Raw genomic sequence first — 21,932 nt, 5'->3', positions numbered from 1 at the left:
TCAGGGAGGCAGGCAACCATGCGGATACTTGTTGTAGAGGACGATCTGGATCTTAATCGCCAGCTTTGTCAGGCGTTGGAAGAGGCAGGATACGTTGTCGATAAGGCATTCGATGGCGAGGAAGGTCACTTTCTCGGCGATACCGAGCCATATGATGCAGTTGTGCTGGATATTGGTCTGCCGCAGATGGACGGTCTGAGCGTGCTTGAACGGTGGCGTCGCAGCAACCGCAATATGCCGGTCCTCATTCTCACTGCCCGTGATCGTTGGAGTGATAAAGTCGCTGGTATTGATGCAGGCGCTGATGACTATGTTGCCAAGCCTTTCCATATGGAAGAAGTGTTGGCACGGGTTCGCGCGCTGGTTCGCCGCGCAGCTGGCCTTGCCTCAAACGAAATTGTTATTGGCGATGTCGTTCTAGACGTTCGCGCAGGTAAGGTGACACTGGCCGGACAGGCCGTGAAGCTCACCAGTCACGAGTTCCGTCTGCTTTCCTATTTGATGCACCACAAGGGGCGCATCGTTTCTCGAACTGAACTTGTTGAGCACCTCTACGATCAGGACTTTGACCGCGATTCAAACACGATTGAAGTGTTCATTGGCCGCCTCAGAAAGAAATTTGGCGGAAACCTGATTGAAACAGTGCGAGGTCTTGGATACCGCGTCCAAGAAGAAAATGCCTGATACAAAGAAAATCGCAAAAAGCTGGCGTCTCTGGGGTGAGGGACGCCTTCCTCTTTCATGGCGCTTAATTCTTGTAGCTGCCATTTGGTCCATGGTCACGCTGTTCGTGGCTGGCTGGATTCTTGTTGCGCTGTTTCGGGGCGCAAGCCTGCAAGCGCTCGATGATCAGTTGAACGTGCATATGACTGCGATCATCCAGTCTATGGCCCGTGACCTCCCAGGGCCTCCGCGCCGTCCATCCAATTTGGGTGAAGCGCGTTTTGAGCTACCTGTATCCGGCTGGTATTGGACTATAAGAGATGGACAGCAGAACCAATCTGTTGTTTTCGATAGTCTTTCTTTGTTTGGTGATCAGCTGAACCTGCCGCAACTTCCTAAAAATGGGAAGCACCCGAAGTTTATAGTGGGGCCGGGCGGGCAAGAGCTTCGGCTCGTAATGCGCCGGATCGAGTTTAGCGGCGGCAAAAGCTATGTGATTGCAGTTGCTGGAAGCACGAAGGAAGTTACAGAGCGTACCGCAGGGTTTGCGCGTGTAGCTGGCCTTACCCTCATGGCACTGGGCTTCGGCCTAATTGGGGCCATCATTTTGCAGGTCCGATACGGACTTTTGCCGGTTAACCGTCTGGCCCAATCCTTATCAAATGTGAGGCGTGGTGAGGCCGATAACATCGACGAAGACATGCCGAAAGAGCTTAAGCCGCTCGCGGTGGAGCTAAATGCGCTCATCAAGTCCAACCATGAAATCGTCGAGAGAGCCAGAACGCAGGTGGGCAACCTCGCCCATGGCCTAAAAACACCTTTGTCTGTGATTACCAATGAAGCAAACGTTCGAGACGATCCGCTTGCCCGCAAGGTGATGGAACAGACCGATATGATGCGCAACCAGATCAATCACTATCTGGAGCAGGCGCGTATGGCAGCACAGCGCCGCGTCATCGGTGTTTCTTGTGAGGTTGAACCGGTGGTTCGCCGGCTTGCCAATGCCATGGAGAAAATCCATCGCGACAAAGATCTCGACATCGTGGTGAAAATCGATTCTGGCCTGACTTTTAGAGGTGAGCAGCACGATCTGGAGGAAATGGTCGGTAACCTTCTGGATAACGCCTGTAAATGGTGTGATGGAAATGTCACGATAGAGGGTAAAAGCACTGAGGGCGAAGAGGGTGGACGGGAGCTTTTACTGCTCGAAATCCTCGATGATGGGCCGGGTTTGAGCGCTGAACAGAAGGAAAAGTCCCTTAAAAGGGGTCGCAGGCTGGATGAAAGCGTGCCTGGATCAGGGCTCGGTCTATCAATTGTTGTAGATATTGCAGAGGTTTACGGCGGAAAGTTCTCTTTGGCCGATTCCCCGATGGGTGGTTTGGGTGCGATCTTGGAACTTCCTTCAATTTCGGCAGCTGCTAAGTAGATCAACATATTGCGACCTTTTAGTCCTAAGGTAATGGTAGTAATACAAAGCAGCTTTTCGGGGATGTTTTCCTGAAGAAGTTGCTGGCATATGTCACGGCGTTTTTTGGCAAGAGGTTGGGAGGCTAAACCAGAAACCGACAACTGCACGGAATTGAGCGTAACTTGGGTATCACGAGGCAGATAAGATGAAGCTTTTCAGTACATTGACGACAGTGGGAACTGTGTTGTTGCTTGCTGCTTGCTCAACATCTGGTGATGCCGGTGTAGACAAACGCTCTTCTATCGGTTTTTGGTCCTCTGAAAGCGCTCAGCCTACGGCAGCCCATGCGGCAATAGACGATGCCCTCAGTGATGAATTGCTGACGGTGCTTGCTAGCCACGATTCCAAAAGTGCTATTCAGGCGCAAGCTAATGCACTGGAAGGCTTTGAGGACGGCGCCTCGGTTAACTGGAGAAACCGTAGCTCGGGTATTCGCGGCGTCGTTACCAGCGGTCCTGTCTATTACATCAATGAAAAAGCCTGCCGCGATTACAAGCACATCATCTATCTTCGTGATTATATGAAAACCTTCAAAGGTGCTGCCTGTAAGGAAGGCAAGGAGTGGGCACTTTTAGGCTAACCCGCCTGAGCGACCAAACTTCACCTGAATGATATTCAATAACAATTGATTAAGCATATTTACCGATAACTTATCAGGCTATCTGATTTGTCGGGGTGGATATGGTTGCGACAGCATTAAAGGCTCAAAAACTCGGGAGCTTTCTCGGAGCGTTATCTCCAAGGGCGTTGAAGATGCTGGTTGGCTCTATTGAGGCCGCAGCGCTTAAAGGCCAGAGCGTTCCTGATGCGCCTCTCATCCTGTCGCTTGCGCAGGGCCTTTTGCGCGGAACCAGCGTCCCGATCATGCCCACAAAGCGCGGGTCATCCGTCAAGCGAAGCATTCTCAGCCCGCTACATCCGTTTCTTGTAAACGTTCCGCCAACCGTTCCCCAAGCAGGGATGGTTCCCAGAGCATTCCTGCCTCTGTTTTGGCAGTTGCTTGAAGATAGTAGGCCCGAGCTTTCTGAGAGCTGGCTGAATGGCGAGGAAGATGAGCGCAACGAGGAAAATTCTTCGTTAATTGAGGGGCTGCGTGCAGAAGTTCTAGCGGCTTTGGTTTCAATCGCTGAAGAGGCATCAACCTCCCCAGAACGAAAGAAACTGAGGCGTAAGCTCGGCGGTGAGCAAAATCTCGAATACTTTGGAGACCTGCGGCTCGTGCTTGAGCGGGCGAATGAGCTTGAGAAACTCCTGTCTGATTTGGGTGCTCTACCCAAAGCAGTAGTCGACCTTGAAGAAAAAACGCAGCTTGAGCCTCTTCGCGAATTTATAGATCAGCAGACCGATGTCACACCGCACGTCGCAATGCTGTTGTCTCATCTTCATTTTTCAGGCGTTGATGAGGTTGTTGCATTGGCCAAGGCACTCGCCAAAACCGATGATATGCGCAGCATCGCTTCAACGCCCTATGCCTCTTTCGTATCTGTAGCTATTGCTAGGGTTGAAGTGTCGCTCGTAGATGCTTCCCATTGGAGAGAGGAACTGTTCGGTGAGATCGCCTATCCAGAAGCCTTGAGGGCCGCTCTCGATCAGTTGGAGGCCTTTGATGTTGCCGCAGACCTTGAGACCGTTCGGACTTGGAAGACACGTCTATCGGACATTAAAAAGAGCGTCTCGAAACAGTTGGTTAGTGATTTCTCAGCTTTGCCCACACAACTAGAACTGCTGTTGTGCAAGAGCGAAAAAGATCAGCACAAAGATACCAAGGCGCTTCAAAAAAAGTGTCTGCGCACGCTGACAATTGTGGGATATACAAGGCACTTCGCTGACCTGCTGGGTATGAATGGCCAGCTGGATAAACTAGAGGCCCAGATCGAGGCGCTCTTTACGAAGGGCGTTGAAGGGGCCATTCACGAGATTGTCCACGGCTCTGTTGAGGGGCATCACGACAATGTGATGCGATTGGATGCATCCATCTATCTGGCGCAAGCTTACTTTGGGTCAGAATATACCGCGCTGTTGAGAAAACGGAGAAATGTGGCCATAAAGCAATCTCAGGTTGGTTCTGTAACAGCTGTTGCCTCTTGAAGAATGTAGTGGGTTTCCTGTAGATGTGCGACAGCTGGACGCATGCGGCACAGTTGCCGTTTTACCTTGGAACTAGTCTATAATCACACCTATGACATTCTGGATTATTCTTGCTCTGCTCAGCTTGGTGGTTGCAATCGCCGTTTTGGTTCCGCTTTGGCGGGGCAAAACCGATACTGCCCGCGAGCGAAACGATGAAGCTGTTTTCAAGCAACAGCTTAAAGAGGTCGAACGTGACCTTGCCCGCGGCACCATCGATCCGTCTATGGCTGAAGCCGCTCGCATCGAGATTTCACGCAGGCTTTTGGAAGCACACCGTGAGAATTCACGCGATGAAGAAGAGGCTACTGGCTCTCTTCCGTTAAAACTTGCAAAGCTGTCCGTTGTAGTTGGTTTGCCCCTCTTGGCTATTGGTATCTATATGGGCGTGGGCGCACCAGGCTACGCAGATCAGCCGTTGGCTAAGCGCCTTGCAAACATGCCAGACCAAACTAACTTCGTAGAGCTTATTTCGCGTACTGAAGATCACTTGCGCCGTAATCCAGATGATGCGCAGGGGTGGTCCGTTATCGGTCCAGTCTACATGCGCATGGGTGCTTTCGACAAAGCGGTAGATGCGTTTGAGCGTGTCTTGAAAATCAGTGGTCCAAGTTCTGGTGCCCAGATGTCTCTGGCTGAAGCGCGTATCTTTGCAAACGATGGCATTGTAGATGCAAGTTCGGTCGCACTTTTACAGGCAGTGCTTGCAGAAGAGCCTGAGCAGATCAAACCGCGCTTCTATATGGCAATGGCACTTGGCCAAGCAGGCAAAAAGCAGGAAGCCGTTGAAGCTTGGAATAAGCTCATCGCAGAAGGCGCTGAAAATGAACCTTGGGTTCAGGCCGCTAAGGGTGAGCGCGCCGCTCTGCTCGACAACAATACGCCGATTTTGGCTCCTCAGCCTCCAGCAACCTCTGGTCCGTCTAAGGAAGATGTTGAAGCTGCTTCCCAGATGACCAAGGCAGACCGGGAAGCGATGATCAGCTCCATGGTCGATAGCCTGGCACAGCGTCTAGTAGACGATGGAGGCACCGTGGAAGAATGGAGCCGTCTCATTCGCTCTCAAAGCGTAATGGGGAACAAGGAAGCGGCAGTGAAGTCCCTTGAAAATGCCAAGCAAGCGTTTGCGGCAGATGCAGCTGCACTCAAGGTATTCAACGAGCTATCAACGCAGTTGGGTCTGGCAAATTAACAGTGAGCTCTGGCTAAAGAGAGCCAAGACACCCAAACCAACGTAAACCGGTGAATAGAAAGATCCGAGATGACGAGAAAACAGCGGCGCCTGACTTTGATTGGCTTGGCTGGTGTAGTGATTGCAGTTGCGACAGGGCTAATCCTTTACGCGCTGGACGATAAGATCGCGTTTTTTCAAAGCCCTAGCGACATTGCAGCCAACCAGATCGACGTTGGCCAGCGTATCCGGCTAGGCGGCTTGGTTTCTATGGATTCCGTTGAGACTTCAGATAGCGGCAGCGTTTCCTTTAAAGTGGAAGATGGCGGCGCCGATATCAAAGTTGTTTACGTGGGTATCCTGCCGGATTTGTTTAGAGAAGGCCAAGGCATCGTAGCAGAGGGCTTTGTTGATGAGGGCGGTGTGTTCCGCGCTGATCAGGTTCTTGCAAAGCACGATGAAAACTACATGCCAAAAGAGGTCTATGAGGCTCTCAAAGAGCAAGACCACGTTTACGATGACGAGACTTTGAAGCAGTCAAACTAACCAGTAGACGCGCAGAGTATGGCCAAGGAAGTATGGAGCCACAATGATTGTTGAATTCGGACACTTTGCACTGGTGTTGGCGCTCGTCGCCTCGCTCATCCAGTCTGTCTTTCCGGTCTGGGGCGCTGTGCGCGGAGATAGTCGCATGATGGCAATGGCATCGCCATTGGCCATAGCTATGTTCCTGCTCGTTCTTTTGTCCTTCTTCTGTCTGACTTGGGCTTATTTGACCTCTGACTTCTCGGTCATGAATGTCTTCCAGAACTCACACACCGATAAGCCTCTTATCTTCAAGATTTCAGGGGTCTGGGGCAACCACGAGGGATCTATCCTTCTGTGGGTGCTTATCCTTGTGTTGTTCGGTGCGCTGGTGGCAATGTTCAGCAAGAATATTCCCAATGCACTCAAAGCAACAGCACTTAGCGCTCAGGCATGGGTCAGCGCGGCCTTTCTTGCGTTCGTAATCTTCACGTCCAACCCGTTCCTACGCATTAATCAGCCTCCGCTTCAGGGCAGTGACCTTAACCCGATGTTGCAAGACATTGGCTTGGCTATCCACCCACCGCTTCTCTACGTTGGCTATGTAGGCTTTTCTATCGTCTTCGCCTTTGCAGTAGCAGCTCTTATTCTTGGCCGTATTGATGCAGCATGGGCGCGTTGGGTGCGCCCTTGGGTTCTGGTTTCTTGGATCTTTCTTACCCTTGGCATCGCTATGGGCTCTTACTGGGCCTACTACGAACTCGGCTGGGGTGGCTGGTGGTTCTGGGATCCGGTTGAAAACGCGTCCTTCATGCCGTGGCTCACAGGTACAGCTCTCCTTCACACAGCAATCGTGATGGAAAAGCGTAACGCGCTGAAGGTCTGGACTGTTTTCCTTGCCATTGTAACCTTCTCGCTATCCTTACTTGGCACGTTCCTCGTCCGCTCGGGTGTTTTGACGTCGGTTCACGCCTTCGCGGTTGATCCAACCCGCGGTCTATACATTCTTACCATTTTGATGGTGTTCATCGGCGGATCGTTCTCGCTGTTTGCATGGCGCGCTCCGCTGTTAAAGCAGGGCGGTATTTTTGCGCCAGTGAGCCGCGAGGGGGCGTTGGTTCTGAACAATCTGTTCCTGACAACCGCAACTGCCATCGTCATGTTTGGAACCCTTTATCCGCTGGTTCTGGAAGCGGCGACAGGCACTAAAATTTCAGTTGGTGCGCCATTCTTCAATCTCACGTTCGGCCCACTCATGATGCCGGTGCTGCTCGTGATGCCATTTGGGCAGCTTCTCGCTTGGAAGCGCGGTGATTTGTGGGCGGTCACTCAGCGGCTCGTTGCAGCTTTTGTGCTGTGTGTGATCGCGACCATTGGCCTTGCGTGGTTCTATGCTGGCTCAGGTGTTCTCGTCATCATCGGTTTTGGATTTGCGACGTGGGCAATCATCGGGTCGGTCTTCGAAATCATCGACCGCATGAACATTCGCCGCGTTGGCTTGGCAGGTGGCTTTAACCGCTTAAAGGGTATGCCGCGTACAGTTTGGTCAACGGCACTTGGCCATCTTGGTGTTGGCTTGACAGCTCTTGGTATCGTGACTGTTTCCGCGTTCGAGAGTGAAACAGTGCTGGTTATGCATCCAGGTGATACGGTTGAAAAGTCCGGCTATCATGTGACCTACGACGGCAGCTGGGATCAGCGCGGTCCAAACTACGTGGAACGCGTCGCGCGCTACACCATGCGCGATGGTGGCAACGTAGTGAGAGTTCTGGAGCCTTCCAAGCGTGTTTACAATGCATCGGGTACACCGATGACGGAGACAGCTATTGCGACTTTCGGGTTCTCGCAGGTCTACTTCGCTATTGGCGATAACACAGATGATGGTGGTCTGGTCACGCGTCTTTACATGAAACCGTTGATCACACTTATCTGGATTGGGTGTTTGATTATGTCTTTGGGCGGGTTTATTGCTTTGACTGATCGTCGCCTTCGTGTGGGTGCTCCAAAGCCTGCCCGTAAGAGCAACAGGCACTCACAACCGGCCCCAGCGGAGTAAGGCAATGAAGAAGCTGATATCAGCTCTTGCGCTCATGGTTATGTTTGCTGCATCGGGCCCAGCCCTTGCAGTGAACCCAGACGAGGTCCTCAAAGACCCTAAGCTGGAACAGCGAGCGCGTGATCTGTCGTTGGAAATCCGCTGCGTTGTTTGTCAGAACCAGTCCATTGACGACTCTAATGCAGATCTTGCAAAGGATCTGCGTCTTCTCGTTCGTGAGCGCTTGCAAGCTGGCGACAGCGACAAGCAGGTGCTGGACTATCTAGTAGATCGCTATGGAGAGTTTGTACTGCTTAAGCCGCGCATCGCCTCTCACACGCTTTTGCTTTGGATCGGTGGGCCATTGGTGCTGTTGATCGGCGGCTTTGTTATTTTCAGAAATATTCGGAAACAGCGCAGCTTGGGGCCTGACAAGGAAAAGTCAGGGCCGATCCCGCTTTCTGATGCTGAAAAGAAAGAGCTGGAAGAGCTGCTGAAGGATGAATAGGCAGCAGGAAATCATTCTCTCAAACTTGATTGATTTGTGAACGGGGCAGTTCATTAAACCTTGTTAGGGTGGGGCCAAAGATAACCTTTCAATAAAAAAGGTGCCCCATGACCTATCAGGCAGCGCAAAAGCTATCGTTCAAAGGCTCTCAAGGGTTCGAGTTGGCGGCTCTTCTCGATAAGCCAGAGGGTGAGCCAAAGGCATGCGCTCTATTCGCCCATTGCTTTACTTGCTCCAAAGACATCGCTGCAGCTCGTGAAATCGCCAGAGCTCTGACCAAGGAAGGTATCGCTGTACTGCGGTTCGATTTTACTGGGCTTGGGGCAAGTGAGGGTGAGTTTGCGGCAACCAACTTCTCTTCCAACCTGAATGATCTGGAATTGGCTGCAGACTATATGCGCCAGAATATGGAAGCACCCTCGCTTTTAATAGGTCATTCCCTTGGCGGCACGGCAGTGCTCGCAGTTGCTTCGCGAATTCCAGAGGTGAAAGCCGTTGTCACGATAGGTTCGCCAAGCAATGCGGCCCATGTGGTACATACGTTCGACGGCTCGCTTGATGAAATACGGGAGAAGGGGCAGGCGGAAGTTATTCTGGAAGCGCGGCCCTTCGTAATCAAAGAGCAGTTTATTGCAGACCTTGAAGCCCAAAATGTCGAAGCGGGTCTTGCCTCTCTTAAAAAAGCGCTTCTGGTAATGCACTCCCCAATTGATGCTACAGTGGGCGTTGAAAACGCAGCCAGAATTTTCGAGGCGGCCAAGCATCCAAAGAGCTTCATTTCACTCGATGATGCAGATCACCTGCTTAAACGTTCTCGCGATGCAGCTTATGCGGCAAGGGTAATAGCTGCGTGGAGCTCCCGCTATATGTGAGCAAACGCCGTTTAATGCCAATATTACAAATCTTTAATCTGGCAGATAGGTCTTTGTAATGTTCTGAAAGGTAGTGTCGTCATCAATAAGGAATTCTAGGAGCGGCCATTCCGTCCGCTACATCCCAGTTTGATGATGGAGATACTTGAATGAACAACGAGAGCAATATTATTGCCCTTAACACTAAGGCTGGTCAGCGCGCTAAGTCCAAGAGCCGCCTTCTCGCCGGAGCAATGGCTCTGGGTGTTACAGGTGCACTTATCGCTCCGCTTACCTTCGCGCCAGCACCTGTACTGGCCGAGCCTGTACGTGTAGAGGCTCCTGCAATGGCAAACTTTGCGCCGGTTGTAGAAGCAGTTCAGCCAGCTGTTGTTAGCGTGCGCGTACGTTCTGAAATTCAGCCTTCCAGCATGAGCGGTTCCATTCCCCCAATGTTCCGCGATATCCCAGAGGACCACCCTCTCAAGCGATTCTTTGACGGCTTCGGCTCTCAGGGCGGCAACGGTGAGGGCGAGCAGCGCAAAGCCCCTAAGCGCTATGGTCAGTCTCAGGGTTCCGGCTTCTTCATCTCCTCTGACGGCTATGTTGTAACCAACGAGCACGTTGTAGGCGACGGTACTGAATTCACCATCATCACGCAGGACGGTGAAGAGTATGACGCAACACTCGTAGGTGCTGACGAGCGTTCTGACCTTGCACTCCTGAAGGTCGATAGCGACAAAGACTTCACTTACGTAGACTTTGCGGAAGACGCACCAATGGTTGGTGAGTGGGTTGTTGCTGTAGGTAACCCTTTCGGCCTTGGCGGTACAGTTACTGCCGGTATCGTTTCTGCTCGCGGCCGTGACATCGGTGCAGGTCTTTATGACGATTTCATTCAGATCGATGCATCTGTAAACCGTGGTAACTCCGGAGGTCCTGCATTTAATATTCGCGGCGAAGTGATTGGCGTTAACTCTGCAATCATCAGCCCAAGTGGCGGCAACGTAGGTATCGCCTTTGCAATTCCTGCTGCAACCACCAAGAAGATTATCGAGGACCTGAAGGAAGACGGTACTGTTACCCGCGGTTGGCTTGGTGTTCAGATCCAGCCTGTAACCGAAGACATTGCTGAATCTCTTGGCCTTGAAAGCAAGGACGGCACGCTGATCGCCGAAGCTCAGAAAGACACTCCTGCTCAGGAAGCTGGTCTGAAATCCGGTGATATCATCCTCGAGGTGGACGGTAAGGCTATCAAAGGCCCACGTGAACTGGCCAAAACTATTGCTGGTTACTCGCCAAACACCACTGTTGAAGTGAAGTTCTGGCGCGACGGCGAAGTTGAAACCGTTGACGTGAAACTTGGCAACATTCCTGAGGAGCAGAAAGCTGCAAGTGCCGAGAAGAAATCCGGCAAAGCAACTGGCACAGCTCTGGTGGAAAGCCTCGGCATCGAGCTCGCAACTGCATCTTCGCAGGGCATTGAAAGCGACGGCGTTGTTGTCATGAGCGTAGAGCCGGACAGCCCAGCCGCTGAAAAAGGTCTGCGTAAAGGCAGCATCATCACTCAGGTGGCAAGCAAAAACGTGACCACCCCTGAGGAAGTTGCCGAGCAGGTTGAAAGCGCCAAGGAGCAGGGCCGTAAAGCCGTTCTCCTGCGCGTAGAAAACAATGGCAACACCATGTTTGTCGCCATTCCTTTTGAGGAAGCATAAGGCTCAAACGAGCTTAAGCGCTCACACTCTGGCGAAGTGATCCCCTTACACTTCTCAGTTCTGGTTTCAAAGTGAGCGCCATAAAACGTCGGGACACCTTACTGCCACGTTGTGGTGTCCCGACGCTCCTGTTTTATTTGCTGCCCTGTTAATTTTAGGCCCCCCCGATTACTGCGCAGCAAAGAAAATGGTGGTAGGTCCATCCTACCGCCTTTTTTGTTTTCCATCTGTTTCCTATCCTGCTGTAAATTTGAATTCCGTTAGGAAGCCATAAAAGGAAATTTCCATGAAAATCCTTGTGATCGAAGATGATCTGGAGGCCGCTCAATATCTTCTCAAAGCCCTGAACGAGGCGGGTCATACGGCCGATGTTGCAGGTGATGGGGAAGCGGGCCTTGATATGGCAATTTCTCAGGAATGGGACGTAATGGTAATCGACCGCATGCTGCCAAAGCGTGACGGTCTTTCTGTTATTGAAGAACTTCGCGCTACCGGTAACCACACGCCTGTACTAATCCTCTCCGCGCTTTCCCAAGTCGATGATCGTGTAACCGGCCTGCGTGCGGGTGGTGATGACTATTTGTCCAAGCCCTACGCGTTTTCAGAGCTGCTAGCACGCGTTGAAGCTCTTGGAAGGCGCAAAGCGCCAAACGCGGTTGAAACCCACCTTCGTGTCGGTGACTTGGAGCTGGACCGTCTGGCCCACACAGTTACACGGGCAGGGCAGGAGATCGTGCTGCAGCCTCGCGAGTTTCGCTTGCTTGAGTATTTGATGCGTAATGCTGGGCAGGTCGTAACCCGTACGATGCTGCTGGAGAACGTTTGGGACTATCACTTCGATCCGCAGACCAATGTGATCGACGTACATATTTCCAGGTTGCGTGCGAAGATCGATAAGGGGTTTGAAACCCAGCTTCTACAAACCATCCGCGGGGCAGGGTATACGATCCGTGACAGCGCTCACTAGACTTCTACGCACCACCGTATTTCGGCTGGCGCTCATCTACATTTGCTCGTTCACAGCACTCTCTGTGTTTCTGTTTGTGTTTATCTCACAAAACACAAATGCCTTAATGAGCCAGCAGGTCATACAGACGGTTGATGCAGAGACTAAAGGCTTGTCTGAGCGCTATGCTCTTACCGGTATAAACGGCCTTGTGCAGTCCATCGAGGATAGGGTGCGCAGGCCCGATGCCAACCTTTATCTGCTTGTTGACTTTGCCGGAAACTACATCACAGGCAACATATCCCACCTGCCGACAAAGTTTCTGGCAGAAGCTGATGGTGGCATCCAGTTCGTTCATTACAAGCGCATAGCAGCCCGCGATGCCAGTGAAAAAGACCGCAAGAAAGAGTATAGCGCTGCCGTTCGTATCTTTGAGTTGCCGGGCAATTTCCGCCTACTCGTTGGCCGTGATCTGGAAGAGCAAACCCACCTGCATGAGCTGCTAGGACAAGCGCTGCGATGGTGGCTGATCGTGATGATAGTCGTTGCTGCTGTAACTTGGTTCTTCGTGAACCGCCGCGTGTTGAAGCGTATTGATGACATCAGCATGACAAGCCAGAAGCTCATGCATGGTGATTTGTCAGACCGTCTCAAAGTGACCGGCACTGGCGATGAGTTCGACCGACTGGCGATCAACCTCAACAATATGCTCGACCGTATTGAAGAGCTTATGCGCGGACTTAAAGAGGTCTCCGACAACATTGCCCATGACCTTAAAACACCTCTTACGCGCATGCGGGGCAGGGTTGAGGCTGCCCTTCGTCAGAAGGGAACAGAGGAAGAAAACCGCCATGCTCTTGAAGAGACGCTGGTGGAGACCGACGAGCTAATAAACACCTTCAACGCCCTGCTGCGTATCGCGCGGGTGGAAGCGGGTTCATCAGGGGTCAAGCACCAGCGTATCAGTCTGTCTCATGTGGCCGAGGATATCTGCGAATTGTATGAACCGGTCGCAGAAATGGACGAGGTGGCCTTTACCGCAAAAATCGAACCGGAAGTTTACATTGAAGGGGATCGGGAACTGCTCTCGCAGGCGCTCGCCAACCTTATCGAAAACGCGTTGAAGTATGGTCGTCCCGAAGACGAGAGCCAACCGGCGAAGATCGATGTTGCGGTCTACCGCGATGGAGATACTGCCGTTTTGAGCGTTCAAGATAATGGTAAGGGTATTCCATCGGAGGATCGCGAGCGGGTATGTGACCGCTTTGTTCGTCTTGATCAAAGTAGAAACGAAGCGGGCTCAGGGTTGGGACTTTCCCTCGTAAAGGCAGTGATTTCCCTTCACTCAGGACAGCTTCTACTGGAAAGCGGGGAGCCCGGATTGAAAGCGACTTTGAAATTACCGGGGTGTGTGGCAAGAACTTCTGATAACAACTAGAGGGAGTAGCGGGCATGAATAGGCAGAGTGTAGACACGCCGCACGTTTTCACTGATTGCGGGCCGCTGTTGCATAACATCGCTATTCTTCCCGTCATTACCAATCCAGAGCGAGCCAGCAGCTTTCTGGATGATATGGCCAGCCGCGCAGAACGGCGCGAGGTTCTGGAGCGCTGGAACGTCGCCATTGCCGCTGATGCAAAGGTGAAGCCGTTCTTGGAAGGCGTTTTCGAGAATTCACCTTTCCTGCGTGAGATCGCCCACAGACGCCCCGAGTACCTTCTGGACGCCTTGGAATCTTCTCCAGCTGAAGCGTTGAAGAACATCATTGAGGGCGTGCTCTCAAACATTCCAGAGAGCGAAGCCGAATTGATGACGCGGCTTCGCGAGGCAAAGCAAAAGGTGGCGCTCACCACTGCAATTGCTGATATCAGCGGCTACTGGGTGCTGGAAGATGTGACAGGCGCCATCTCCAACTTTGCTGATGCCGCGCTTACTGCATGTCTTCGCTTCTGCCTTCAGGATCTGGAGCGCCGCGGCAAGTTCAAGGCAACGGACCCTACCGCGCCGGAAAAAGATGCTGGTTACTTCATTCTGGCAATGGGTAAGTACGGCGCGTTTGAGCTGAACTATTCCTCCGATATCGATCTCATCGTTTTCTATGAGCCTGATCGCTGCAAGCTAACGGACCCAAGTGAAGTTTCCGTCGAATTTGTGCGCCTTACCCGCCGCCTTGTGAAGTTGATGAACGAGCGCACCGGCGATGGCTATGTTTTCCGCACTGACCTTCGCTTGCGACCAGACCCGGGCGCGACACCGCTCGCTATCTCTGTTCCGGCGGCATTGGTCTATTACGAAAGCATGGGCCAGAACTGGGAGCGTGCGGCGCTGATTAAGGCGCGTCCATGCGCAGGCGACATTGAAGCGGGCGAGCAGTTCCTTAAAGAAATCCGCCCCTTCGTTTGGCGCAAATACCTCGACTATGCCGCGATCTCAGATGTTCACTCTATCAAACGTCAGATCCATGCTCACAAGGGCTTCTCCCGCATTCGGGTTGCCGGTCATAACGTGAAGTTGGGCCGTGGCGGTATTCGCGAAATCGAGTTTTTTGCTCAAACCCAGCAGTTGATTGCAGGCGGACGAAATCCTGCTCTACGGAACCGCCGTACGCTCGCAACACTGCGCGACCTTGTTGAACACAACTGGATCGACAGCAAAGTAGAGCGGGAGCTGGAAACCGCTTACCGCTATCTGCGCAACGTTGAACACCGCATCCAGATGATCAACGATGAGCAGACCCACATTTTGCCGAGTGATGAGGATGCGCTCGCTCGCGTCTATCACCTGATGGGCATCAAAGATCGTCAGGACTTTGCTGACGCCATTAGAGAGCAGTTCCAGATTGTGCAGCGCCACTACTCGGGCCTGTTCGAAAATGAACCGGATCTCACCAGTACGCTCGGCAATCTTGTCTTCACTGGCGATGATGATGATCCAGGAACAGTGGCAACGCTTTCTAGCCTCGGGTTCAAACGTCCTTCAGAGGCTATCCGTATCGTTCGTCAATGGCACTACGGCCGCTATCCGGCTGTACGCACCGCCAAGTCTAGGGAACGCCTCACAGAGCTGCATCCAGTGCTCGTTGATGCGCTTGCAAAAACGGAAAACGCTGACCAAGCGCTTCTTACGTTTGATGCGTTCCTGTCTCGCTTGCCAGCTGGCATCCAGCTCTTTGGCCTTCTGCGCTCCAACCCGCACCTGTTGAACTTGCTGGTGACCGTTATGGGCGTGTCTCCACGCATGGCGGAGATCGTTTCCCGCCGCGTTCATGTGCTGGATGCTGTACTTGAGCCGGCTTTCTTTGGTGATGTGCCCGATCAGAACGAGATTTACTCCGCTCTTCAAACAACCCTATCGCAAGCGCTTCACTACGAAGAGGTGCTGGATGTTGCTCGCATCTTCGTTCAGGAGCAGCAGTTCCTTCTGGGCTTGCGTCTGCTAACTGGCTCTATAACACCACTTCAGATGGGCGAGTGCTTGTCCTTCCTAGCTGAAAGCGTTCTGGAACAGGTTCTGGGCTGCGTACAGAGCGAATTGGAAGAAGCGCACGGCAAGGTGCCGGGAGCCAAGCTTGCGCTTCTGGCAATGGGTAAATTGGGCGGGCAGGAAATCACCTGCGCTTCCGATCTCGATTTGATCCTGCTCTACGAGGTGCCGGAGGATGCTTACCAGAGCGATGGTCGCCGTCCTATAGCGCCAACGCAGTACTTCGCTCGTCTAACGCAGCGCTTGGTGACAGCTCTTACGGCTCCAACAGCCGAAGGTGTTCTTTACGAGGTAGACTTCCGCCTGCGTCCTTCAGGTAACTCCGGCCCACTTGCGACACGCTTTTCTTCGTTCCTTTCCTACCAGAAGAGCGAGGCGTGGACTTGGGAGCATATGGCTCTGACACGTGCGCGTGTTATTGCCTGCACCGATGATGCATTCAAGCACGAGCTTGAAGCAGGTATTTCCGGTGTGCTGACTGAAAAGCGCGACCTTGCAAAGCTGAAGGATGATGTGCGCGATATGCGTGCGCGCATTCAGAAAGAAAAACCGACGCAGACACCGTGGCAGATCAAACAGCGCCCGGGTGGCTTGGTTGATATCGAGTTCATGGCGCAGTTCCTGCAACTGGCATACGGCCATGAGCACACCTCTATCCTGAACCAGAAAACTGAAAAAGCGCTACTCGCAGCCCGTGATGCCGGTGTTCTTTCCCATAGTCATACAGATGTGCTGGTTCCTGCGCTCCAACTCTATGAAGCGCTGATGCAGATCCTCAAGCTGACTTTAAGTGAAAACTTCAATCCTGAGGAAGCGCCAAAGGGTTTGCTGGATCAATTGATAGCGGCAAGCGGTGAGCCTGACTTCTCACGTGTTGTACAGCGTCTGGAAGACCATCAGAGCGATGTTCGTGCCGTCTTTGAAGATCTGATCGGACCAGTTGAGGCTGTCGCGACGGATGCTTAAAACGCATCGACCAGATTATGTCTGAATAACGAAAAAGCCCGCCTCAAACGAGGCGGGCTTTTTAAATGTCAGTTTTAGGTCGTTTAGCTTGCAAGGCGGGTTGGTGCTGTATAGCGGGCGCCTTTTGCAGCCTTTAGAGGCAGGGTGATCGTCACCTGTGTACCTTTGCCAACTTCCGACTTCAAATCCATCTTACCGCCGTGCAGTTCACTCAACGAGCGGGCAATGGCAAGACCAAGGCCGGAACCCTTGTGGGTCTTCGTAAACTGGTTTTCTACCTGTACGAATGGCTTGGCAAGACGGTCGATATCCTTCTTGGAAATGCCGATGCCGTTATCTGCAATCGTAAGCTCGATATTCGTGCCTTTGCGCTGGCCCTTCACCCATACCTTGCCGTGGTCTGGCGTAAACTTCACAGCGTTTGCCAACAGGTTCAGTAGTACCTGTTTAACGGCGCGGCGGTCTGCATCAACAGCGATTGCAGGAACCGCATCAATGGAGATGCTGATGTTCTTCTCTGCAGCGTTGGCGGAAATAATACGGCTTGCATCAGCGACGAGCTTGTCCATCTCGACAGTTTCAACAGCAAGCTCAAGACGACCAGCTTCGATCTTGGACATATCGAGAATGTCATTGATCACGTTGAGAAGATAGGTGCCGCTGCTATGGATGTCGTGGCAATATTCTTTGTACTTGTCAGAACCAAGGTCGCCGAACATGCCCTCGTTCATGATCTCTGAGAAACCGATGATCGCATTAAGCGGCGTACGAAGCTCGTGAGAGATGTTTGCAAGGAACTCGGACTTCGCTTGGTTTGCATCTTCCGCGCGGGTCTTTTCTTCTGCGTACTTCTCTGCAAGCTCTACAAGCTGCTGCGCCTGCATTTCCAGCTTCTGGCGTGACTGCCGCAGGTCGGCAACGGTTGCCATCAAGCGCTTTTCACTTTCCAGAAGCTGGCCTTCGTGGAGCTTCAAGGTAGTGATGTCTGTGCCCACGGATACGAAGCCGCCATCCTTGGTCCGGCGCTCGGAAATCTGCAGCCAGCTACCATCTTCCAGCTCGGCCTCATAGCCTTGCTGCTCGTCATCACCTTCATTGCCAATAGTCGTTGTCTTGATGATGGTCTGGCGTGCTGCGGCCATAACGGTGGTGTAAGGGGTGCCAACCTGCACGACGTGATCTGGAAGCGTGTGCAGCCGGCGATAGTTGGTGTTGCACATCACCAGACGATTCTCAGAGTCCCAGAGAACGAACGCTTCGGAGATAGTCTCGATTGCATCGCGAAGGCGAAGGTCTGCTGTGCGGCTCTTTTCCGCCAGCTGCTTCTGCTCTGTGACGTCGATGCAAATGCCGATCAGGTGTGGCTCGTTGGTGCCTTCATCGAACTGCACTTCAGCGCGGGCACGAAGCCAGACCCATGAACCGTCGGTATGGCGCATTCTAAACTGCTGGTCGACGGTCGTCTCACCTGTAGAAAGCAGCTTTTCGGCAAGCTCATAGAGGTTGATGTCATCTGGGTGGGTCAGCGAAGAAATCTCGGAAAAACCGATGATGTCGTTTCGCGCCTTCATGCCCAGCATCTCAAAGAGGGACGCAGACCAGAAGATACGGCCACGGGAAAGGTCCCAGTCGAACAGACCGCAGCGACCACGATTTAGCGCGGCATCAATACGGGTGCGGGTCGCAGCGTAGATATCATCTGCTTGTTCCGCGCGGGTTGCTTGGGCAAAGAAAGCGTAGATCAGCACCAAGAGAACAACGGAGATACCAATAAAGATGGTCACGTTGGATGATACTTGCGCACGCCATGCTGCATAAACAGCATCTTCCGGCTGAATGATGCCCACCATGCCAAGGCGGCCATTGAGGTGATGGATCGTGGCAAGAGAAGCGTTTGTGGTGCCCTCGTTGATGTTAAGTACACCGGCGCGTTTGCCAAAGAACGTCATCGGCTGGGTGTTGCCCACCAAGCTGGTGATCGAAAGGCCTTCGATGTTCGGGTTGGTTGGCGCGCTGGCAACAATCTTGCCGTTCGGGTCAGTCACTACGATCTGGCGGGACTGGCTAGTCGCACGTGGTGGTAGGCTTTCGGAAAGCGCAGCCTGCAGAGCAGTATGATAGCCAACCTCCGGCAGCTTAGCTTCGTGCTTATCTAGCTGAGCGGTGAGGGCTGTCGCAATTAGGGTCAGATCATCCTGTGCCTTCTGGCCGATGCGCTCGTAGCTGTAGCTAAGCTCCAGCGAGCGGAACACCGCAAGGCATGCAATGAACACAAAACACAAAATGGGTATGGCCTTACGCAGTAAAGGCTCTGTCGTTAGCAAGCGCTGATACGCAGGCTGCGCAAGTAGACGGATGTGTCCGGTCAATGCTTCGGCGCCCGATACACGCTTGGAAGAGCGTGTGAATCGTCGCGCGCCCGCACCTTCAGAAAAGGCCCGTGCCATGTCTGTCCCCGAAAATGTTTCGAAATTTGCCGCATTGTCCGAGCGTAATTTGTCGCCCGAATCACCTTCATTTGAATCCATCCGAATCATCTTGTCCAGAGGGTTGTGGCAAAAAAATGGTTAACGGCGAAGTTTAGATCCGCCGTTGAATCCATTAGCAAATTTATTATGTTTCTAATTACTGGAGGCAGCGCTCGGTAATATCTGAAACATCTGGAGAGAGTGGTTGTTCCGCTGCGGAAATTTTCCTTAAAGCTTCCTCGGCGAGAGCCCGTCTTGTTGGCTCTAGCGCACGCCATGAGCGGAATGCATTGAGCATGCGAGCGGCGAGCTGCGGGTTAGCCCTATCTATTTTAAGGGTAATTTCCGATAGGTAATTATAACCAGAACCATCAGCGGCATTAAAGCACCGTTGGTTGCCAGCCACGAATGCGCCCACCAATGAGCGTACCCTGTTCGGGTTGCTCCAGGAGAAGGCAGGGTGGTTCGTCAGCTCTTTCACCCGCTCCAACGTGTCGCTGGAGGTGTCAGTTGCTTGCACGACAAACCACTTATCGATTGCCAGAGGCGTCTTCTGATGGCGATCGCAGAATGCAACCAGTGCCTGTTGATAACCGTCGATACGCTCGTGGACCAGACAGTTGAGGGCCGCGATGCGGTCGCTCATGTTGTCGGCACTTTCAAAATGGTCGCGGGCGATCTGTGCCCCGTCGGCTTTTCCGCTGGCAGCCAAATAGCCCAGCAGGCTGTTGCGCAGGGCACGCGCACCTGCTGATGCTGCATCAGGGCTAAATGGTTTGGCAGGTTCTACGCGGGCATAAAGAGACTGGAACCTATCGAAGAGCGTCTCTGCAATCTTCTGGCGTAGCGTCCGGCGGGCTTTGTAAATCGCTTCGGGATCAACATTGCTTCCCAGTTCTCGCGCAATATCACCCTCTGTCGGTAGCTGCAGGCACAGGGCGCGGAAAGCCATATCAAGAGCATCGTCTTCTGCAATCTTGCCAATCGCAGCAATAAAACGGCTTGTTCCTTCAGGTTCACTGCCTTCGCTCATCTGGATGAGCATGTGTGTGGCGACGGTTTGGGCGGCTTGCCAGCGATTGAATGGATCGCTGTCGCTGCCCATGAGGAACAGCTGCTCATCAAGCGTCACATCGCTTTTAAGCGTAACTGGAGCAGAAAACTCACGCAGCAAGGACGCAACCGGTTTTTCACTAACGCCATGGAACACGATAGTCTGAGCGTCTTCCTTGATCAACAAGACGTTGCCGCGCACCTCTGCGCCTTCCACCTTTGCGTAGGCAAGATCAGAGCCATCCGATCCAACCAAGCCGAAGCGTACAGGAATAACAAATGGCTTCTTGCTATCCTGATTTGGGGTAGGGCGAGTTTTCTGGCTTACTTCCATAGTGAAAGTCTGCGCAGCATCATCATAGTGGGTCGCCACTGTCAGTTCCGGTGTGCCTGACTGGGAATACCAAAGAGCGAACTGGCTGAGGTCCTCACCGGTCGCATCTTCAAAGCTCTTGATGAAGTCCTCAATCGTTGCCGCATCGCCATCGTGACGGTCAAAGTAGAGATCCATCCCTTTGCGGAAACCGTCTTCACCCAAAATGGTCTTGATCATGCTCACAAGCTCGGAGCCTTTCTCATAAACCGTTGCGGTGTAGAAGTTGCTGATTTCCTTATAGACGTCAGGGCGAACAGGGTGCGCGAGCGGGCCAGCATCCTCAGGGAACTGGTGGCTCTTGAGAACGCGAACGTCAGCAATACGCTTCACCGGACGAGAACGCTCGTCAGAGGAGAACTCGTGATCGCGGAATACGGTCAGGCCCTCTTTCAGGCATAGCTGGAACCAGTCGCGGCAGGTGATGCGGTTACCTGTCCAGTTGTGGAAGTACTCGTGGGCTACAACTGTCTCGATACCCTCGTAGTCCGCGTCGGTCGCGGTATCCGGGTCGGCAAGGATGTACTTGTCGTTGAAGATGTTGAGGCCCTTGTTCTCCATCGCGCCCATGTTGAAGTCTGAAACTGCAACGATGTTGAAGACATCAAGGTCATACTCGCGGCCAAAGACCTTCTCGTCCCAGCGCATGGAACGGATCAGGCTATCCATAGCCCAGTCTGCGCGGTCTTCATTGCCATGCTCAACGTAGATGTTCAGATCAACAGGCTTACCGGAAGCGGTGGTGTATTTCTCGCTGATAGAGCCAAGGTTACCGGCCACAAGAGCAAAGAGGTAAGCTGGTTTTGGGTGCGGATCATGCCAAACAGCGTAATGGTTGTCGGTGCCTTCGACATCGCCGCTCTCTACCGGATTACCGTTGCCGAGCAGCACAGGGCAATCCAGCTTGTTGGCTTCGATACGCGTTGTGTAAACGGCGAGCACATCAGGGCGATCATAGAAATAGGTAATGCGGCGGAAGCCTTCTGCTTCACACTGGGTACAGTAGTTCCCGCTTGAGCGATAAAGCCCCATCAGCTTTGTGTTGGCCTGAGGGCTCAGCTTGGTGGTGATCTCCAGTGTGAACGGCTCGGCAGGCGGGGTCTTTAGCGTGAAGGTAGTCTCGCCAATTGCGTAAGCCTCTTCGCCCAGAGCCTCACCATTTACGCTGGCAGAAACAAAGGTCAGCTCGTCACCATTTAAAACAAGAGGCGTGCCTGCGCTCGTCCCTTCTCTTGGTTCAATCGCGCTGCGGGCAACAACTATCGTATTGTCCGGTGCCAGATTAAAGTCCAGATCAACCGTTTTGATCGCATAAGGCGTTGGGGTGTATTCTGAAAGTTTGACTGGTACAGCGGTTTCTGAACGCATGTAAAAGGTCTCCGGCAAAATGAACGCGTACAAATCTAAATGGTGTCTTTGTCACTTCTTTGATTTGTAGGCGGCTTTGTCCTTTATGGGAACCTTTCGGCCAACCTTGTGCCCGCTATGAACTGCTAACCATACGTTTTTTATGCGTTTCCCGATGATTTGGAACAAAGTCATGAAAGATCAGCGGGCGACCTCCTACGCGAAAAAGG

15 protein-coding genes are annotated in these 21,932 nt (G+C 52.8%); 13 read left to right on the top strand and 2 right to left on the bottom strand.

The genetic code is table 11. The features are described from left to right. The first annotated feature begins 18 nt into the window (after positions 1 to 18). From E1162_RS07325 to E1162_RS07265, 13 genes are all read left to right on the top strand, one after another. Positions 19 to 684 (top strand): response regulator transcription factor, encoded by a 666-nt coding sequence (locus E1162_RS07325; protein ID WP_155128806.1) that lies wholly within the window; start codon positions 19 to 21, stop codon positions 682 to 684. Beyond that, a complete protein-coding gene (locus E1162_RS07320) occupies positions 677 to 2,092 on the top strand; it encodes an ATP-binding protein (RefSeq protein WP_155128804.1) in 1,416 nt (471 codons plus the stop codon). Before E1162_RS07325 ends, E1162_RS07320 begins: the two co-directional genes overlap by 8 nt. Before the next feature lie 187 nt (positions 2,093 to 2,279). Continuing rightward, entirely contained in the window at positions 2,280 to 2,714 is a 435-nt protein-coding gene (locus E1162_RS07315; protein WP_155128802.1) for an RT0821/Lpp0805 family surface protein, read from the top strand. Between the two features lie 101 nt (positions 2,715 to 2,815). Beyond that, complete coding sequence (locus E1162_RS07310; RefSeq protein WP_155128800.1) at positions 2,816 to 4,222, top strand: hypothetical protein; 1,407 nt, start codon at positions 2,816 to 2,818, stop codon at positions 4,220 to 4,222. A 91-nt stretch (positions 4,223 to 4,313) separates the two neighbouring features. After that, complete coding sequence (ccmI, locus tag E1162_RS07305) at positions 4,314 to 5,453, top strand: c-type cytochrome biogenesis protein CcmI (RefSeq protein ID WP_155128798.1); 1,140 nt, start codon at positions 4,314 to 4,316, stop codon at positions 5,451 to 5,453. Positions 5,454 to 5,522: 69 nt separating this feature from the next. Then, positions 5,523 to 5,978: a cytochrome c maturation protein CcmE gene (gene ccmE, locus E1162_RS07300; protein WP_155128796.1), complete on the top strand. Its 456-nt coding sequence runs from the start codon at positions 5,523 to 5,525 to the stop codon at positions 5,976 to 5,978. Positions 5,979 to 6,021: 43 nt separating this feature from the next. Then, positions 6,022 to 8,013, top strand: coding sequence for a heme lyase CcmF/NrfE family subunit (locus tag E1162_RS07295; protein ID WP_155128794.1), 1,992 nt, complete (start codon positions 6,022 to 6,024; stop codon positions 8,011 to 8,013). A 4-nt stretch (positions 8,014 to 8,017) separates the two neighbouring features. Next, complete coding sequence (locus E1162_RS07290; protein ID WP_155128792.1) at positions 8,018 to 8,500, top strand: cytochrome c-type biogenesis protein; 483 nt, start codon at positions 8,018 to 8,020, stop codon at positions 8,498 to 8,500. Positions 8,501 to 8,607: 107 nt separating this feature from the next. Further along, positions 8,608 to 9,372 carry an alpha/beta hydrolase family protein gene (locus tag E1162_RS07285; protein ID WP_155128790.1) on the top strand — a complete coding sequence of 255 codons (765 nt, stop codon included), beginning with the start codon at positions 8,608 to 8,610 and terminating at the stop codon, positions 9,370 to 9,372. Between the two features lie 149 nt (positions 9,373 to 9,521). After that, the gene (locus E1162_RS07280; protein WP_155128788.1) at positions 9,522 to 11,066 is read left to right on the top strand and encodes a Do family serine endopeptidase; all 1,545 of its coding nucleotides are present in this window, start codon (positions 9,522 to 9,524) and stop codon (positions 11,064 to 11,066) included. A 286-nt stretch (positions 11,067 to 11,352) separates the two neighbouring features. Further along, positions 11,353 to 12,033, top strand: coding sequence for a response regulator transcription factor (locus tag E1162_RS07275; protein ID WP_155128786.1), 681 nt, complete (start codon positions 11,353 to 11,355; stop codon positions 12,031 to 12,033). After that, positions 12,017 to 13,450, top strand: a complete 1,434-nt coding sequence (locus E1162_RS07270) for a sensor histidine kinase (RefSeq protein ID WP_371311843.1) — start codon at positions 12,017 to 12,019, stop codon at positions 13,448 to 13,450. Before E1162_RS07275 ends, E1162_RS07270 begins: the two co-directional genes overlap by 17 nt. A gap of 14 nt (positions 13,451 to 13,464) precedes the next feature. After that, positions 13,465 to 16,461 carry a bifunctional [glutamine synthetase] adenylyltransferase/[glutamine synthetase]-adenylyl-L-tyrosine phosphorylase gene (locus E1162_RS07265; protein WP_155128782.1) on the top strand — a complete coding sequence of 999 codons (2,997 nt, stop codon included), beginning with the start codon at positions 13,465 to 13,467 and terminating at the stop codon, positions 16,459 to 16,461. Positions 16,462 to 16,544: 83 nt separating this feature from the next. Here E1162_RS07265 and E1162_RS07260 read toward each other — a convergent pair whose 3' ends face one another. Continuing rightward, on the bottom strand, positions 16,545 to 18,908 hold the full coding sequence (locus E1162_RS07260; protein ID WP_155128780.1) for a PAS domain-containing sensor histidine kinase: 2,364 nt from the start codon (positions 18,906 to 18,908) through the stop codon (positions 16,545 to 16,547). 178 nt (positions 18,909 to 19,086) lie between these two features. Then, positions 19,087 to 21,723, bottom strand: coding sequence for an aminopeptidase N (pepN, locus tag E1162_RS07255; RefSeq protein WP_155128778.1), 2,637 nt, complete (start codon positions 21,721 to 21,723; stop codon positions 19,087 to 19,089). Between the last annotated feature and the right edge of the window lie 209 nt (positions 21,724 to 21,932).

This window comes from Pseudovibrio flavus, from assembly GCF_009711345.1.
Classification (GTDB): domain Bacteria; phylum Pseudomonadota; class Alphaproteobacteria; order Rhizobiales; family Stappiaceae; genus Pseudovibrio; species Pseudovibrio flavus.
The sequence above is the reverse complement of the archived record's forward strand: the minus strand, read 5'-3'. Positions and strand labels throughout refer to the sequence as shown.